Below are 15,383 nucleotides of genomic sequence, written 5' to 3' on the forward strand. Positions count from 1 at the left end.
CAACTGCCAGGATCGGGATCCCTGCGCCTCACGACCCAATGCCCCTCACCGCCCTGGTGCGCCAGCTCGAGCAGGTGCCCCTCACCGGTGAGGTGCTGCAACGGATCGAGCGCCAAGAACGGCTGAGCCTGCGGGGCGCCTCCCGGGCCGGCCGTGCCCTGATCGCCAGTGCCCTGGCCCGGCAGCGGCAGACGCCTCTGCTGGTGATCGTGCCCACGCTGGAAGAGGCGGGCCGCTGGGCGGCGCTGCTGGAACTGATGGACTGGCCCACGGCCCAGCTTTATCCCACCAGTGAGGGCTCGCCCTACGAACCCTTCGATCCCACCACCGAGATCACCTGGGGGCAACTGCAGGTACTCGCTGAGCTGGTGGATGCGGGAAGCGCCGACGGCAACAGCCACCCGTGGCAGGGGGCCGTGGTGGCCACCGAGCGGGCCCTGCAACCCCACCTGCCGCCGCCCGCGGCCCTGGCCGCCCGCTGCCTGTGCCTGCGCAAGGGCGACACGGTGGACCTGGAGCAGCTGGCCGACACCCTCAGCCGCCTCGGCTACGAGCGGGTGCCCACGATCGAGCAGGAGGGCAGCTGGAGCCGCCGCGGCGACATCGTCGACGTGTTTCCGGTGAGCGCCGAGCTGCCGGTGCGGCTGGAGTTCTTCGGCGAGGAGCTGGAGAAGCTCAAGGAATTCGACCCCGCCACCCAGCGTTCGCTCGATGCCACCGAGGCGGTGCGGCTCACCCCCAGTGGCTACGGCCCGCTGGTGGCGGATGCCCTGCGGGAAACGATGCCGGTGGGGCTCGAGGGGCTGTTGCAGCCGGAAGCGCTCGATCAGCTGCTGGAGGGCGGCACGCCCGAGGGGATGCGGCGGCTGATGGGTCTGGCCTGGGCGCGGCCCGCCTCCCTGCTCGATTACCTGCCCGCCAGGACGTTGATTGCGGTGGATGAGCGGCGCCATTGTCGCGCCCACGGCCAGCAGTGGTTCGATCACGCCGACAGCCACCACGGCGAGGTGCAGGCGGAGCTGGCGGCAGCCTGCGGCCAGCCGGTGCTACTGCCCGCCCTGCTGCACCGGCCGCCCGAACAGGCCCTTGAGGATGTGGAGGCGTTCGCCGGTTTCGATCTGGCTGAACTGGCGGAAACCGACCGCCACCCCAACGCGTTCGATCTCTCCAGCCGTCCGGTGCCGGCCCATCCGAACGCCTTCGGCCGCCTGGCGGCGCTGGTGAAGGGCTACCAACAGGAAAAGGCGAAGGTGTGGCTGCTTTCGGCCCAGCCGTCACGGGCGGTGGCGCTGCTGGAGGAGCACGACTGCATCGCCCGCTTCGTGCCCAACCCGCACGACTTCCCGGCGATCGAGCGGTTGGTGGAGCAGAACACACCTGTGGCGCTCAAGCTCAAGGGCACCGCCGAGCTGGAAGGGCTGCAACTGCCGGCCTGGAAGCTGGTGCTGCTCACCGACCGGGAGTTCTTCGGCCAGCACAGCCTGGCCGCCAGCGGCTATGTGCGGCGGCGCCGCAAGGCGGCCAGCCGCACGGTGGATCCGGGCAAGATGCAACCCGGCGATTTCGTGGTGCACCGCAATCACGGCATCGGCCGCTTCCTGAAGCTGGAGAAGCTGGCGATCAGCGGCGAAAGCCGCGATTACCTGGTAGTGCAGTACGCCGACGGCACCCTGCGGGTGGCCGCCGACCAGCTGGGCAGCCTGGGCCGCTACCGCGCCAGCACCGACACACCGCCGGAGCTCAACCGCATGGGGGGCGTGGCCTGGGCACGGGCCAAGGAGAGAGCGCTCAAGGCGGTGCGCAAGGTGGCGCTCGACCTGGTGAAGCTGTATGCGGAGCGCCATCAGGCCCCCGGCATCGTGTTTCCGCCCGATGGCCCCTGGCAAAGCGAGCTGGAGGATTCCTTCCCCTACGAACCCACGCCGGATCAGCTGAAGGCGATCACGGAGGTGAAACGCGACATGGAGACCGCCAAGCCGATGGACCGGCTGGTGTGCGGCGATGTGGGCTTCGGCAAGACCGAGGTGGCGATCCGGGCGTTGTTCAAGGCGGTGACCGCCGGACGCCAGGCGGCGCTGCTGGCCCCCACCACGGTGCTGGCCCAGCAGCACTGGCGCACCTTGAGCGAACGCTTTGCGCCCTACCCGCTCAAGGTGGCACTGCTCAATCGCTTCCGCACAACGCTGGAACGCAAGGCGATCCAGGAAGGGCTGACCGCCGGCACGATCGACATCGTGGTGGGCACCCACCAGCTGCTGGGCAAGGGCACCAGCTTCAAGCAACTGGGGCTGCTGGTGGTGGATGAGGAGCAGCGCTTCGGTGTCAACCAGAAAGAGAAGATCAAGGCGCTGCGAAAAGACGTCGACGTGCTGACGCTTTCCGCCACGCCGATTCCACGCACGCTCTACATGAGCCTGTCGGGGGTGCGGGAGATGAGCCTGATCACCACGCCGCCACCGCTGCGCCGCCCGATCAAGACCCACCTGGCCGCCCGCGACGATGAGGCGGTGCGCAGCGCCATCCGCCAGGAACTGGATCGTGGCGGCCAGGTGTTCTACGTGGTGCCGCGGGTGGAGGGAATCGAGGAGGTGGCGGGCCAGTTGCGCGAGATGCTGCCGGGCCTGAAGTTGCTGGTGGCCCACGGCCAGATGGCCGAAGGGGAACTGGAGAGCGCGATGGTGGCCTTCAATGCCGGCGAAGCCGATGTGATGCTCTGCACCACGATCATCGAAAGCGGCCTGGATATCCCACGGGTGAACACGATTCTGGTGGAAGACGCCCACAGATTCGGCCTCGCCCAGCTCTATCAACTGCGCGGTCGGGTGGGCCGCAGCGGCATCCAGGCCCATGCCTGGTTGTTCTATCCCGGTGATGGCGCCCTCAGTGAGGCGGCACGGCAGCGGCTGCGGGCGATCCAGGAGTTCGCGCAACTGGGCAGCGGCTACCAGCTGGCGATGCGCGACATGGAGATCCGCGGCGTGGGCAACCTGCTGGGGGTGGAGCAGAGCGGCCAGCTCGAAGCGATCGGCTTCGACCTTTACATGGAGATGCTGCAGGAAAGCCTGGCGGAGATCCAGGGCCAGGACATCCCCGTGGTGGACGACACCCAGATCGATCTGCCGATCACCGCCTTCATCCCCGCCGACTGGATCACCGAAGCGGACGAAAAGATGGCCGCCTACCGGGCCGCCGCCGCCTGCACCGCCAAGAGCGAACTGCTCCAGCTGGCTGCCGACTGGGTGGACCGCTACGGGGCCCTGCCGGCGCCGGTGCAGAGCCTGCTGCAGTTGATGGAACTCAAACTGCTGGCCAAACGCTGCGGCTTCTCACGCCTCAAGCCCGAAAAGCCCAACATCGTGCTGGAAACCCCGATGGAGGAGCCCGCCTTCCGGCTGCTGCGCCAGGGACTGCCCCAGCACCTGCACGGCCGGTTGGTTTACCAGGGCGGCGCCGGCAGCACCGCAAAAGTTCTGGCCCGCGGCCTCAGCGTGCTCCCCGCCGAGAAGCAGCTCGACACCCTGATGGAGTGGCTTACCGCCATGGCCGGCCAGATCCCTGCCGCTGATGGCCTCACCGACGCCCAGCGCCAGGACCAGGCAGCCGCCAGGAATGCGGCGGTGTTGGTGGTTTGAGGGGGGGGTGTTGCTTGGCCACCCCCCCGACAAGCTTCCGATTCTCTTCACCCTCATCCCCGCAAAACTTCGTTACAGTTCCGAAAAGGTTTGGGCTAAATGGGCGAATTCGTTGCTTCCGGTGGGGTTTCGGCAGGGCTGCAGAGCGGTTTGGGCCTTGTTTCGGCCCTGATCAGCGTGATCGCTCTCGGTTTGTTCGCCCTGTTCCAGGACGAAAACCAGAACAACGACGATGACGACTCCAACCCCGGCGGCGGCCTCATGCAGCCGGTGGCCTGAAGCTCCGATCCACAGCGCTTACCGGCCTCAGAGAAAGCAAAAGCCCTGTTGCGAGAATCCCCGCAGCAGGGCTTTTTCTATGGATTTATTGGTGCGCGCGAATGGCGCACACAAGTTGGTCTTCAGCCGTTGCTCCGCAAGACTTGCCCAATAAACGTTGCCACCGAAGACTTACCCATAAACCTTGCCAGTTAAGCCTTTCCCTATAAACCTTGCCCCGTAAAAGGGGTGCGCAAATGCCTGCCCGTGACATGTGCCTCGGAAATAGTGCCCCTTGGAAGGATGGCGCGCTCAAGGGATAACCCCTGATCAGTTAGTGGGTCCGAGAGCAGCCGGCAGGTTGGCACTTGAGGGGTTGTAGGGCTTGCCGGGCGCCTTGCCCACTGTGCGCAGTTGCTTCACCAAGGTGTTTTCAGCCACCCGGTACTGAGGATCGTTGCGGGTGCCGATCTCTTCGAGCTTGAGTGATCGGGCCTCCTGTTCGCTCAGTTTCACCGACACATCGGGTTTGATGCCGTGCTTGTGGATGTCGCGGCCGCTGGGGGTGAGGTATTTGGCGATGGTCACGGTCATGCCGGAGCCATCGGAGAGCCCCCGCACTGACTGCACCAATCCCTTGCCGAAGGTCTTCTGACCCACCAGCACCCCTCGCTTGTTGTCCTGCAGGGCACCGGAGAGGATTTCGCTGGCACTGGCGGAACCCTCATTCACCAGGATCACCAGAGGAGCCTTGGTGAGTGCCCGGCCGTTGGCGCGCCGCACGTCCTGGATGCCGTCGCGGGTTTTGGTGGACACGATGATGCCTTCATCGAGCCACTGGCGGGCGATCTCGATGCTCGCCACCAGCAGGCCACCGGGGTTGCTGCGCAGATCCAGCACGTACCCCTGCACCCCCTTGCTCTCCAAGTCGCGCAGAGCGGCACGCATGTCCTTGGAGGCATTGGCGTTGAACTGCTTGAGGCGGATGTAGCCCACCTTGAAGCCATCAGGGGTGGTGTTCACCTGATGTTCCACCGCGTGCAACTCGATGCGATCGCGGGTGAGCGGCATCTCGAGCACCTGATTCTTGCGCCGCACCTGCAGGGTCACCTTGGTGCCAGCCTGGCCGCGGATCAGCTTTACCGCGTCTTCCGTGCTCATCCCCTTGGTGCTCTTGCCGTCGATCGAGATGATCACGTCCTTCGGCATCACGCCGGCCCGCGAAGCTGGGGAGCCGTCAATCGGGGACACCACCACCAGTTCCTTGGTGTCCTTGTCGAGGCTCAGCTGGATGCCGACACCGGAGAGTTCCCCCGAGGTGTCGATCTGCATCTCCTTGAACTCCCGCGGATCCATGAAGCGGGTGTAGGGATCATCGAGGGTGCCGAGCATGCCCCGGATGGCCTCGTAGCTCTCTTTGGTATTGCCGTAGGTTTTGGCGAGGAGGTCGCGGCGCAGCTTGCGCCACTGCTCCGGGGTGTATTTGCCGGTGGTGTCGAGATAATCGCGGAAGACGATCTGCCAGGCCTGATCCATCACCTCCTTGGGGCTGTCGGTGATCAGGGAGGCAGCACTGGGCGCCATCAGCCATTCGCCACCCACCACGGCTGCGGCCGCACAGGCGCCGAGCCCAGCCAGGACGAGAATGCTGGTGCTACCCCTGGACATGCTCTCGGCCTCGTGAGCGTTTGTGCTGTGTTCAAACTAGCCCGTGCCAGGGGGCACAGGACAGGGTGGGTCAGGGATCCAGGGGCTTCCGAATGTGACTGGCAGCGTGGCGTCAGGCGGCCAAGGCCTCAGGGGTCGACCCAGCGGCCGTCTTCCTTGATCAGAGCGATCAGCGCTTCCACACCCTCCGCTTCCGGCACACGGCGGATCTCTTCGCGGCCGCGGTAGAGAGAGATGGTGCCGGGGGTTTTGCCCACGTAGCCGTAGTCGGCGTCGGCCATCTCGCCGGGGCCGTTGACGATGCAGCCCATCACGGCGATGTCGAGGCCGGTGAGGTGGGCGGTGGCGTTGCGCACCACGTGCAGCACCTCCTCCAGGTTGAACAGGGTGCGGCCGCAGCTGGGGCAGGCCACGTACTCCACCATCGTCTTGCGCAGGCCCAGCGCCTGCAGGATCGAGTAGCAGACTGGGATCTCCTTCTCTGGGGCCTCGGTGAGGGACACCCTGATCGTGTCCCCCAGGCCCTCGGCCAGCAGGGTGGCGATGCCGGCCGTGCTCTTGATGCGGCCGTAGTCGCCGTCACCCGCCTCGGTGACGCCCAGATGCAGCGGGTAGTGGAAGCCTTCGGCGTCCATGCGGTCGGCCATCATCCGGTAGGCCGCCAGCATCACCGGCGCCCGCGAAGCCTTCATCGACACCACGATGTTGTGGAAGTCGAGGCGGTCGCAGATGTGGATGAACTCCATGGCGCTCTCCACCATCCCCAGCGGGGTGTCGCCGTAGGTGAACAACATCCGCTCCGCCAGGGAGCCGTGATTCACGCCGATGCGCAGGCCCTTGTCCTGATCTTTCAGCAGGCTCACCAGCGGTTCGAGCGTCGCCTGGATGCGCTCACCGATCGCGGCCACCTCCTCGGGGGTGAACTCCGTGCGGTTGGGGTCGGGTTTGTCGAACACATACAACCCGGGGTTGATGCGCACCTTGTCGACGTGCTGGGCCACCTCAAGGGCGATCTTCATACCGTTGTGGTGCACGTCAGCCACCAGCGGCACGGGGCGGTAGCTGTCTTCGAGGCGCTTGCGGATCTCTCCCACCGCCTTGGCGTGGGCCAGGCTCGGCACCGTGAGCCGCACGATCTCACAGCCGGATTCATGGAGGCGACGGATGCCGGCGGTGGCACCCGCGATGTCGAGGGTGTCCTCATTGATCATCGACTGCACCACCACCGGGTGGTCGCTGCCCACCCACACATCGCCCACCCGCACGCTGCGGGTCTTGCGGCGGCGGATCACCGTGTCGTAGCGCGGGTTGCTGGCCCAGTCAGTGGGCAGACCTGCCGGGGCGGTCTGGGGACGGGCCACGGTGCCGGTCATCGGAGCTGGAAGCCGGGGAACTGGCCCCAACACTGCCACAGACAGGCGTGCAAGCGGGGTGCTCAGTCGGCGGTAATGTCCGCTGCCGGAGTGGTCGCGGGGGTCGCCCCAGCTGAGGCCCCGTCTGCATCCAGATAGGGAGAGCCTGCCTCCAGCTGATTGAGACGGCGGCGCACGTCCTGGAGGTCCTGCCAGGTGAGCCATTTGGGGGTGCCGCGCTCGCGCGATGGGTTGCGCAGCAGATAGGAAGGATGAAAGATCGGCAGGCACCACAGCCCCCGCCACTGCCGCCACTGGCCGCGCAGCTTGGTGATCCCCCCCTTCAGGCCCAGCACCCCCTCCATCGCCGTGGCACCGGCCAGTACCAACACCTTGGGCTGCACAAGCTCGATCTGCTCCAGCAGCCAGGGCAGGCAGGCGGCCATTTCCTCCGGGGTCGGCTTGCGGTTCTCGGGTGGACGGCACTTCACCACGTTGCAGATGTAGGCGTCCTGGCGGGTGTCGATCGCCACGCTGGAAAGCATCTGATCGAGCAACTGGCCGGCGCGGCCCACGAAGGGCGAGCCGCTGGCATCTTCCTGGGCGCCGGGACCCTCGCCGATCACCATCAGCGAGGCGGCCGGATTGCCGCGGCTCACCACCACCTGCTGCCGTCCCAGGGCCAACCCGCAACGGCGGCAGGCTTCGCAGGCGCCGTGCAGAGCGGACAGGGCCGCCGTTGGATCGGGGGGCTCAGCGGCGGCATGACGGGGGGCGCTTGCAATCACGGCCTCAACCAACGGCATCCCGCCGGACACTTGCCCTCCGGCATCCACCGCCCTGCCGCCGAACAGGCTGGGTTGCACCACAGCTCCAGGCAGGGGTTCGCTCGGTTCCATCCCCGCCTAACCCCAGCGTGAACGGAATCCTATGGAACGGATGCAGGGGCCGCTGATGACAACCTGCGCGGGGACGAAGCCAAGCGGCCACTACGTCAGGCAGGATGTCTAATCCCCTTATCGAAGGCATTCCAACGCTGGAGTGCCCCGGCGCCCATGTCGCGGCCGATCGCACCGCCTCCGCTGATGACCAGCCCGTTGGCACTTTCAGCCCGGGCCCGGGCCCTGCAGCCGTCCCTGACCCTGGCGATCACCGCCCGTGCGCGCGAGTTGCGGGCCGACGGCCATGACATCTGCAGCCTCAGCGCGGGTGAACCGGATTTCGAAACGCCCGCCTTCATCCGCCAGGCCGCCAGCCGGGCGCTGGAGGAAGGTGCCACGCGCTATGGACCCGCCGCCGGCGAACCCCTGCTGCGGCAAGCCCTGGCCCAGAAGCTGAGCGAGGAAAACGGTGTGCCCACCGCGGCCGATCAGGTGCTGGTCACCAACGGCGGCAAGCAGGCGCTCTACAACCTCTTCCAGGTGCTGCTCGACCCCGGCGACGAGGTGCTGCTGCCGGCCCCCTACTGGCTCAGCTATCCGGAGATGGCGCACCTGGCCGGCGCCACGGTGCGCGTGCTGCCCACCGCACCCGCTCAGGGCTTCCGGCTCCAACCCGACCAGCTCGAGGCCGCCATCACGGCCAACAGCAAGCTGCTGGTGATCAACAGCCCCTCCAACCCCTCGGGTCTGGTGCTCAGCCGGCAGGAGTTGGAGCAGCTCGCTGCCGTGCTGCGCCGCCATCCGCAGGTGGCGGTGGTGAGCGATGAGATCTACGAATTCCTGTTGGCACCTGGCCTGGAGCACCACAGCCTGGCGGCCCTGGCCCCCGACCTCGCCGACCGCATCTTCATCGTCAACGGCTTTGCCAAGGGCTGGGCGATGACCGGCTGGCGGGTGGGTTACCTCGCCGGCCGCAAGGATGTGATCGCCGCCGCCAGTGCCCTGCAGAGCCAGAGCACGAGCAACGTCTGCACCTTCGCCCAGTACGGCGCGCTGGCGGCGATCACCGCCCCGCGTGACTGCGTTCATGCCATGGCCCAGGAGTTCAACCAGCGCCGGGCGCTGCTGAGTGCCGGCCTGATGGCTCTGCCCGGCCTCACTCTGCAGCAGCCTGAAGGGGCCTTCTACGCCTTCCCGGACATCAGCGGCCATGGGCTTGATTCCATGACCTTCTCCAACCGGCTGCTAGAGGACCAGGGGCTGGCGGTGGTTCCCGGGGTGGCCTTCGGCGACGACCGCTGCATCCGGCTCTCGTGTGCAGCGTCTCCAGCCACCATCGACGACGGCCTGCAGCGCCTCAGCCGTTTCCTGAACCGTCTCTGACTCTCCCGGCACCCGGCACTGCGGCCTCACCCCCGCCCCGCAAGCTGATCGTGCTGGGCGACAGCGGGGTGTACGGCTGGGGAGACCCCGATGGGGGCGGCTGGTGCGAGCAGCTGCGGCGCCACTGGATGGAGATCCCGGGCGGGCCCGTGCTCTACAACCTCGGCGTGCGCGGCGACGGCCTGGAGCGGCTGGCGGCACGGTTGGAGGCGGAAGTGCGCTGCCGCGGTGAGCTGCGGCGCCAGGGGCCCCAGGGGATCCTGCTGGGCATCGGGCTGAACGACACGGCCCGCGTGGGGCGCCCAGATGGGCGCCACCAACTGGCCCCGGAGGCGTTCCTGTTCGGCCTGCAGCAACTGCTGCACCAGGCCGGGCAGCTGGCGCCGGTGATGGTGATCGGCCTCACCCCAGTGGATGAGGCGGTGATGCCCTTCGCCGGCTGTCTCTGGTACGACCTGGCCACCGTGCGCCACTACGAGGGCCTGCTGGAGGAAGCCTGCCTCGAAGCGGATGTGCCGTTCCTACCGCTGCTCGATGGCCTGCTGGAGGATCCGCACTGGCTGCGGCTGCTCGACAGCGACGGGCTGCACCTCAACAGCGCCGGACACCGGCGTCTCTATGAGCGTCTGAAACACTGGCCGGCCCTGTTGCGCTGGGCCTCACTGGAGCCGCAACAGAGCCGCACCCCTGCCTGAGCGAGCTGCTCATCACCCGCCTGACTGCCCGCCAGAGCAAGCGGCAACCTCCTTGATCTCACCCCTACGGGGGAGGCGAAATCACCGGGAGTGGGGATGGTGGGGAAGGGCCACCCGGCGAGAAGGTGATTCCAAGGACTTCCCATTGGCACCTCCGGTTCCCCACCATGACGCTCACCATCTTTCAACGCCGCAATCCCGAGCTGCTGGCGCAATACCAGCGCAGCGGCCATCCACGCGATCGCAACAAGATCGTGGAATTCAACCTGCCCCTGGTCCGGCAGGTGGCCAACCGCCTCCGGCCCCACACCGCCGTGCCGTTCGACGATCTGGTGCAACAGGGCTCGATCGGTCTGATCCGCGCGGTGGAAGCCTTCGATCCGGCCCAGGGCACATCCCTCAGCAGCTTCGCCGTGCCCTTCATCCGCGGGGCCATGCAGCACCACCTGCGCGACAACGAACAGCCGCTGAAAGCCTCACGCCTGCTGCGCGACCTGCATCAGCGCGGGCAGACCCTCCAGCAACAACGCCTTCACCAGCAGAAGCCCGCGCTCCGCGACGCGGAGCTGGCGGCCGCCCTGGGCTGCCCTGTCGCCCAGTGGCAGGAGGCCTGCAGCCTGCACTGGGCCCTGCAGTGCTCCAGCCTCGATGCGCCGGTTGGCACGGCTGAAGCCTCCAGTACCCCTCTGGTGGAGAAGCTCAGCGCCCGGGAAGCCCCCCATCCCTGCCGCGCCGATCGTCTGAGCGAATCCTCCTGCTCCGAGCCGGAACCGCAGCATTGGCTCAGGCAGCGGCTGCAAGACCTGGAGGTCAGCGAGCGGCGATTGCTGGAAGGGCGGGTGCTGGATGGGGCCTCCTGGCGCCAGCTGGGCGAGGAGCTGGGGATCCGGGCGCGGGTGGCCCAACGCCGCTTCGAACGGCTGGCGGCGCGGCTGCGCCAGGAACTGAGCAGAGAATGGGGGGATCTGTTCGCCCAGGCCTGAGTCAAGCGCCCCTGAATCAGGCGGCCAGGCCCAGCGCCACGGCGCCCCAGGCCAGCCCCATGGCGATCAACGCCGCCAGCAGCGTCTGGATTCCGTTCACGAGCTCGTTGGTCAGCCAGGCGAGCCGCGCCTGCAGGGTGGCGCCGATCCAGCTCTCCAGCAGGGTGGCCAACACCCCCACCAGCAACACCAACAGCAGCGCGGGGGGCGATCCCAGCAACCCCAGCAACTTCAGCACCAGCACCATCACCGCGCTGCCCACCAGGCTGGCACCCGTCCCCTCCAGACTGACCGCCCCTTCCGTACCGGCGGGTACCGGCCGCAGGGAGGTGATCAACACGGTGTGACGCCCCCAGCGCTTGCCGATCTCACTGCCGCAGGTGTCGGCAAGTTTGGCGACGAAACTGGCCCCGAAACCAAGCAGCAGCAGCGGCACCGGCGCTCCGGGCACGGTGGTGAGCAGAGCCAGCACGGCCCCGGTGGCTGCGGAGCCCCACACGTTCTCCGGCCCCCGGCGTCCACCCCGCGCTTCGGCCAGCCCCTGCTGCTGCTTCTGGCGAAAGCCCAGCCGGGTCACCAGGGAGCCCAGCACCAGATAGCCCACCACCGCAAGCCAGCCGCGCCAGCCGAGCGCGCCCCACAGCAGTGTGCCGAGCACACCCGCGTGTACCCAGCCGGAGCGGGTGAGCAGGGGGAACCGCTGTGCAGCGCTGATCAACAGGCCATGCAGCGCCAGCGCCAGCAGCCAGTGCTGGAGGGTCTGGGCCGGCAGCAGCGGTGGCGCCCCCAGCAAAGCCTCCAGGCCCGTGAAGGGGGACACCGGCACAGGCACGGCAGACAGCAGCAGAACGCTCAAGGGGGCAGACCGCACAGGCCCCAGTCTCTTCAGCAGCGGCGTGGCCTGCCGCTCTCTGTTGCACTCCCCTAAGCGGCGTCGGTCCCCTGCAGGTGCCGGCGGATAATCACAGCCAACGTTCCGTCTTCGGATCACCATGCTGTTCAAGCGCAAGGGCTCGTTCTTCATCGACTTCGACAAGAACGCCACCGCTGAGCCGGTGACAGTGGCCCCTGTGACGGTGGCTCCGGCGGCTCCTGTGGCTCCATCCACCAGCGCGGATCCCGCTGCAGCCACCGCAGGGCCAGCAGCAGAGGCCGGCGTCGCTGCAGCGGGCAGCGTGCTCACCACCGCAGAAGCGATGGCTGCCGAGCTGCGGCGTGAACAGGACAACCTGCCGCCTCCTTCGCTGGTCACCTTCTCGCCCGATTGCCTCACCCCCGCCGGCGCCCTCTCCCGCCGCCGCCGGCTGGCCGGGGCCAACATCGGCCCGTTCAAGGCGATGGCCGCCAGCCTGATGAAGAGCTGAGCGTGGCAATCTGCGCCCCAGGGATTCAGCCGCCGCTCGATCTTGCTCGCCTGGATCCCGCTCGCCAGGCGCTCAGCAGGCTCAGACCTGCCACAGCCGCCGTTGAGGTGCGCAGGATCGTCGGGCCCAGGCTCACCACTTGCCAGCCCGCGTCCACCGCCACCTGCTCCTCCGCCGGCGTCCATCCCCCCTCAGGCCCGATCGCCAGGCGGGCGATGCCAACACAATGCGCACCCTGGGCTTGAGCGCCACCCAGCTCTAACCCGGTCCGCTGTACTGCTCCACCGCCCAGCTCTGCCACGCCGCGCAGCTCTGTGCCAGCAGGCAGGGCTCCCGACCCCAGCAGCTCACTCAGCAGCGGCAGGTCGGCCGCCCGGGTGGTGGCCAGCCAGCAACGCTGGCCGGGCTCTGAGCGCGCTGCAGCGCTGGACGGCGAAGCCGGATTCCGGAACCAGGCGGCGGCGGCCATGGGCTCCAGCAGCTGCGGCAGCCACAGACGCTCGCACTGCTCACAGGCCTCCCGCACGATCGCCTGCCAGCGTTCCCACCGGCCCGGCCCACCGGTTTCCGCCCCCCGCACGCCGCGCTCGGCCAGCAGCGGCTGAAGGCGGTCGACCCCCAGTTCGCAGCTCATGCGCAGCACGGTGTCGAAATCGCGGCGCGGCACTGCCACCGCCAGCTCCAGCAGGGGGGAGGGCAAGGGCTCGACCGCAAGCGGTGCCTCCAGGGGCTGCTCCAGCCGGGCGCTGCTGCGGTCGGTCAGCAGCGCGCTCCACAGCTGGCCGGCACCGTCGACCACCGCAAAGCGATCGCCGGGGCCAAAGCGGAGCACCCGCGTCAGGTAGCGGCTTTCGCCGTCTTCCAAGCGGAGGATAGGCAGAGCACCCTCGCAGCCGGGCGCTGCAGCTTGCCCGCTGGCAGCGACTTCCGCAGCCGAGGAATCTGGCGGCTGAGCCGCCGCCCGGGCGAGGCGCCCGGGCTCGATCAACAGACGACGCAGCTCCCGGGTCACACCGCGCTCAATTGACCCCGGGGGCGAACATCGCATCGGGCTGGTCTTCCACCGGCCAATCGTCGTTGAGACCGCCGATCACCAGTTCCTCAATCTCCACCACGTCGTTGTCGAGCTGCCGCAGGGCGTTGATCAGCACATCAAGGGCAACGCCATCGCTGGTGCCGAGATCCACCCAGCAGCGGGCCCAGTCCTCCTGGTATTCCAGTTCGCCCATGTTGTGCATCAACGCCGGCAGGGCCCGTTCAGCGTCGTCGCCGTCGTAGGTCATCCAGCTGAGATCCACGCCCTCCTCATGCACCTGAAGGTTCTCGGCATTGAAGCCGCCCAGCTTGCCGAGAAAGAACCAGCTCTCAAAGGTCGTATCGATGTAGCCGCGCTCCCCCTGCCCGGGCGGAGCAGCAAAACGCACCCAGATCCAGCAGTTGAAGGGATCCACATCCCGAAAGCGGACGTCCATGGGAGAAGGCAGCGTGCTTGCCCCCATCAAACACGCATCCAGCAAGCTGGGGGAAGCGAAACCCGCCATGCTCGAGCTTCGATCCCTGCACTACCACCCGGCCACCACCCCAGCCGCCCTGCTCGACGGGGTGGAGCTGCGCCTGGAGCCGGGCCGGCCCGCCCTGGTGGCCGGGCAGAGCGGCTCGGGCAAGACCACCCTGCTGGAGCTGATCTGCGGTCTGGCGGACCCCGATGGCGGCGCGATCCTGTGGGAAGGGCAGGCGTTGAACGCCAGGCAGCGGCGCGGGCTCTGCGGCCTGGTGTTTCAGTTTCCCGAGCGCCATTTCCTCGGCCTCACGGTGGGCCAGGAGCTGAAGCTGGGTCAGCGGCGGCTGCCGTCGGAACGGGTCGAACAGGTGCTCACCCGGGTGGGGCTGCAGGGGCTGTCGCTGCAGCAGCCGCCGGAGCGGCTCAGCGGCGGCCAGCAGCGGCGACTGGCGCTGGCGGTGCAGTTGCTGCGCGATCCGCGTGTGCTGCTGCTGGATGAACCCACCGCCGGCCTCGACTGGTCGGTGCGGGAAGAGGTGCTGCAACTGCTGCAACTGCTGGCGCGGGACCGGGTGCTGCTGGTGGTGACCCACGAACCGGAGCTGTTCAAGGGCTGGGTGAAGGAAGGCTGGCGGCTGCAGGGTGGGGCGCTTCAGCCCCTGCCGAGGCTCCGTACGATGCCCTGAGTTGGGGCGGGGCGATGCCCGATCGATTGGTACGGGCCACGGCCGCCGGTGGCGGCATCCGCATGGTGGCGGCCCTCACGACCGTCACCACACGCTACGCCCGTCGTCGCCACGGCCTCTCGTACCTCACCACCGCCGTGCTGGGCCGGGCGATGACCGCCGGCCTGCTGCTGGCCAGTTCGATGAAGGTGGCCCACGGACGGGTGAACCTGCGCATCCAGTCGGACGGACCGCTGCGCGGCCTGATGGTGGATGCGGGCCGGGACGGTACCGTGCGCGGCTACGTGGGGGCGCCGGGCCTGGAGCTCGATCTGGTGGAAACGCCCGAGGGCCTGCACCGCTTCGACTTCCGCAAGGCCACGGGCACCGGCTATCTGCACGTGGTGCGCGACCAGGGCAAGGGCGAGCCGTTCAGCAGCACGGTGGAGCTGGTGAGCGGCGGCATCGGTGATGACGTGGCCTCTTACCTCCTCCATTCCGAGCAGACCCCGTCGGCGGTGTTCGTCGGTGAGCAGATCGACAGCAGCGGTGTGCGTTGCGCCGGTGGGGTGCTGGTGCAGGTGCTGCCCAAGGCGGCCCGGGAACCGGCGCTGGTGGCCCTGCTGGAGGAGCGCTGCCGCGAGATTCAGGGGTTCAGCCAGCGGCTCGCCGACTGCAGCGGCGATCTGCAACGCCTGCTGGAAGACATCTTCCCGGACCTCGATCCCCAGCTCCTGGAGGATGCGGAGGCCAGCCAGAACGTCACCTTCCACTGCCCCTGCACCCGCAGGCGCAGCGTCAATGCCTTGCGGCTGCTGGGGCGTGACGAGCTCGACACGATCCTGCGCGAAGACGGCCGCGCCGAGCTCACCTGCCATTTCTGCAACGAGGTGTACGGCGTGGAGGCGCCCGAGCTGCGGGAACTGATCGAGGAGCTGGCGGCTGTCTGAAGGCCACAGGCGCCTGAGCCGGAAGCGGACTGCAGCCTCACAGCCCTCAAC

Annotated in this window: 14 protein-coding genes; 8 read left to right on the plus strand and 6 right to left on the minus strand. The window is 68.0% G+C overall.

Features of this window, described 5'->3' with window-relative positions; all coding sequences use genetic code 11:
• Positions 1–38 precede the first annotated feature (38 nt).
• Together mfd and KQ303_RS01445 are read left to right on the plus strand one after the other, a co-directional pair.
• Positions 39–3,632, plus strand: a complete 3,594-nt coding sequence (gene mfd / locus KQ303_RS01440) for a transcription-repair coupling factor (RefSeq protein WP_259728848.1) — start codon at positions 39–41, stop codon at positions 3,630–3,632.
• Positions 3,633–3,782: 150 nt separating this feature from the next.
• Entirely contained in the window at positions 3,783–3,911 is a 129-nt protein-coding gene (locus tag KQ303_RS01445) for a hypothetical protein (RefSeq protein ID WP_311134096.1), read from the plus strand.
• A 309-nt stretch (positions 3,912–4,220) separates the two neighbouring features.
• Here KQ303_RS01445 and KQ303_RS01450 read toward each other — a convergent pair whose 3' ends face one another.
• From KQ303_RS01450 to KQ303_RS01460, 3 genes are all read right to left on the minus strand, one after another.
• Positions 4,221–5,558: a S41 family peptidase gene (locus KQ303_RS01450; protein WP_094510248.1), complete on the minus strand. Its 1,338-nt coding sequence runs from the start codon at positions 5,556–5,558 to the stop codon at positions 4,221–4,223.
• 128 nt (positions 5,559–5,686) lie between these two features.
• Complete coding sequence (gene ispG / locus KQ303_RS01455) at positions 5,687–6,931, minus strand: (E)-4-hydroxy-3-methylbut-2-enyl-diphosphate synthase (RefSeq protein WP_259728850.1); 1,245 nt, start codon at positions 6,929–6,931, stop codon at positions 5,687–5,689.
• Positions 6,932–6,993: 62 nt separating this feature from the next.
• The gene (locus tag KQ303_RS01460) at positions 6,994–7,809 is read right to left on the minus strand and encodes a uracil-DNA glycosylase family protein (RefSeq protein ID WP_259728851.1); all 816 of its coding nucleotides are present in this window, start codon (positions 7,807–7,809) and stop codon (positions 6,994–6,996) included.
• A 186-nt stretch (positions 7,810–7,995) separates the two neighbouring features.
• Here KQ303_RS01460 and KQ303_RS01465 point away from each other — a divergent pair, with 186 nt between their 5' ends.
• From KQ303_RS01465 to KQ303_RS01475, 3 genes are all read left to right on the plus strand, one after another.
• Positions 7,996–9,174: a pyridoxal phosphate-dependent aminotransferase gene (locus KQ303_RS01465; protein WP_094510246.1), complete on the plus strand. Its 1,179-nt coding sequence runs from the start codon at positions 7,996–7,998 to the stop codon at positions 9,172–9,174.
• Positions 9,175–9,224: 50 nt separating this feature from the next.
• The gene (locus KQ303_RS01470) at positions 9,225–9,869 is read left to right on the plus strand and encodes a GDSL-type esterase/lipase family protein (protein ID WP_233132693.1); all 645 of its coding nucleotides are present in this window, start codon (positions 9,225–9,227) and stop codon (positions 9,867–9,869) included.
• Between the two features lie 167 nt (positions 9,870–10,036).
• The gene (locus KQ303_RS01475; RefSeq protein WP_094510245.1) at positions 10,037–10,852 is read left to right on the plus strand and encodes a sigma-70 family RNA polymerase sigma factor; all 816 of its coding nucleotides are present in this window, start codon (positions 10,037–10,039) and stop codon (positions 10,850–10,852) included.
• Between the two features lie 16 nt (positions 10,853–10,868).
• Here the strand turns inward: KQ303_RS01475 and KQ303_RS01480 are convergent, their stop codons facing one another.
• A complete protein-coding gene (locus KQ303_RS01480; RefSeq protein ID WP_399232613.1) occupies positions 10,869–11,645 on the minus strand; it encodes a DUF92 domain-containing protein in 777 nt (258 codons plus the stop codon).
• Between the two features lie 199 nt (positions 11,646–11,844).
• On the opposite strand from KQ303_RS01480, the gene KQ303_RS01485 reads away from it, so the two are divergent.
• Positions 11,845–12,216, plus strand: a complete 372-nt coding sequence (locus KQ303_RS01485; RefSeq protein ID WP_259728852.1) for a hypothetical protein — start codon at positions 11,845–11,847, stop codon at positions 12,214–12,216.
• Between the two features lie 25 nt (positions 12,217–12,241).
• Here KQ303_RS01485 and KQ303_RS01490 read toward each other — a convergent pair whose 3' ends face one another.
• Positions 12,242–13,081 (minus strand): 16S rRNA (uracil(1498)-N(3))-methyltransferase, encoded by an 840-nt coding sequence (locus tag KQ303_RS01490; protein WP_259728853.1) that lies wholly within the window; start codon positions 13,079–13,081, stop codon positions 12,242–12,244.
• A 154-nt stretch (positions 13,082–13,235) separates the two neighbouring features.
• Entirely contained in the window at positions 13,236–13,688 is a 453-nt protein-coding gene (locus tag KQ303_RS01495) for a DUF3531 family protein (protein ID WP_094510241.1), read from the minus strand.
• Positions 13,689–13,755: 67 nt separating this feature from the next.
• Between KQ303_RS01495 and KQ303_RS01500 the strand changes: the two genes are divergently transcribed.
• Both KQ303_RS01500 and hslO read left to right on the plus strand, forming a co-directional pair.
• Positions 13,756–14,403: an ABC transporter ATP-binding protein gene (locus KQ303_RS01500; protein WP_259728854.1), complete on the plus strand. Its 648-nt coding sequence runs from the start codon at positions 13,756–13,758 to the stop codon at positions 14,401–14,403.
• A 14-nt stretch (positions 14,404–14,417) separates the two neighbouring features.
• Positions 14,418–15,332 (plus strand): Hsp33 family molecular chaperone HslO, encoded by a 915-nt coding sequence (gene hslO / locus KQ303_RS01505; RefSeq protein ID WP_259728855.1) that lies wholly within the window; start codon positions 14,418–14,420, stop codon positions 15,330–15,332.
• The last annotated feature ends 51 nt before the right edge of the window (positions 15,333–15,383 follow it).

This window comes from Synechococcus sp. CS-1333 (assembly GCF_025128015.1).
Lineage (GTDB): Bacteria > Cyanobacteriota > Cyanobacteriia > PCC-6307 > Cyanobiaceae > MW101C3.

Excerpts from the sequence above, each read along its gene's own strand:
- mfd (WP_259728848.1), top strand. The coding sequence starts at position 39 with ATGCCCCTCACCGCCCTGGTGCGCCAGCTCGAGCAGGTGCCCCTCACC.
- KQ303_RS01450 (WP_094510248.1), bottom strand. The coding sequence starts at position 5,558 with ATGTCCAGGGGTAGCACCAGCATTCTCGTCCTGGCTGGGCTCGGCGCC.
- ispG (WP_259728850.1), bottom strand. The coding sequence starts at position 6,931 with ATGACCGGCACCGTGGCCCGTCCCCAGACCGCCCCGGCAGGTCTGCCC.
- KQ303_RS01460 (WP_259728851.1), bottom strand. The coding sequence starts at position 7,809 with ATGGAACCGAGCGAACCCCTGCCTGGAGCTGTGGTGCAACCCAGCCTG.
- KQ303_RS01465 (WP_094510246.1), top strand. The coding sequence starts at position 7,996 with ATGACCAGCCCGTTGGCACTTTCAGCCCGGGCCCGGGCCCTGCAGCCG.
- KQ303_RS01475 (WP_094510245.1), top strand. The coding sequence starts at position 10,037 with ATGACGCTCACCATCTTTCAACGCCGCAATCCCGAGCTGCTGGCGCAA.
- KQ303_RS01485 (WP_259728852.1), top strand. The coding sequence starts at position 11,845 with ATGCTGTTCAAGCGCAAGGGCTCGTTCTTCATCGACTTCGACAAGAAC.
- KQ303_RS01495 (WP_094510241.1), bottom strand. The coding sequence starts at position 13,688 with ATGGACGTCCGCTTTCGGGATGTGGATCCCTTCAACTGCTGGATCTGG.
- KQ303_RS01500 (WP_259728854.1), top strand. The coding sequence starts at position 13,756 with ATGCTCGAGCTTCGATCCCTGCACTACCACCCGGCCACCACCCCAGCC.
- hslO (WP_259728855.1), top strand. The coding sequence starts at position 14,418 with ATGCCCGATCGATTGGTACGGGCCACGGCCGCCGGTGGCGGCATCCGC.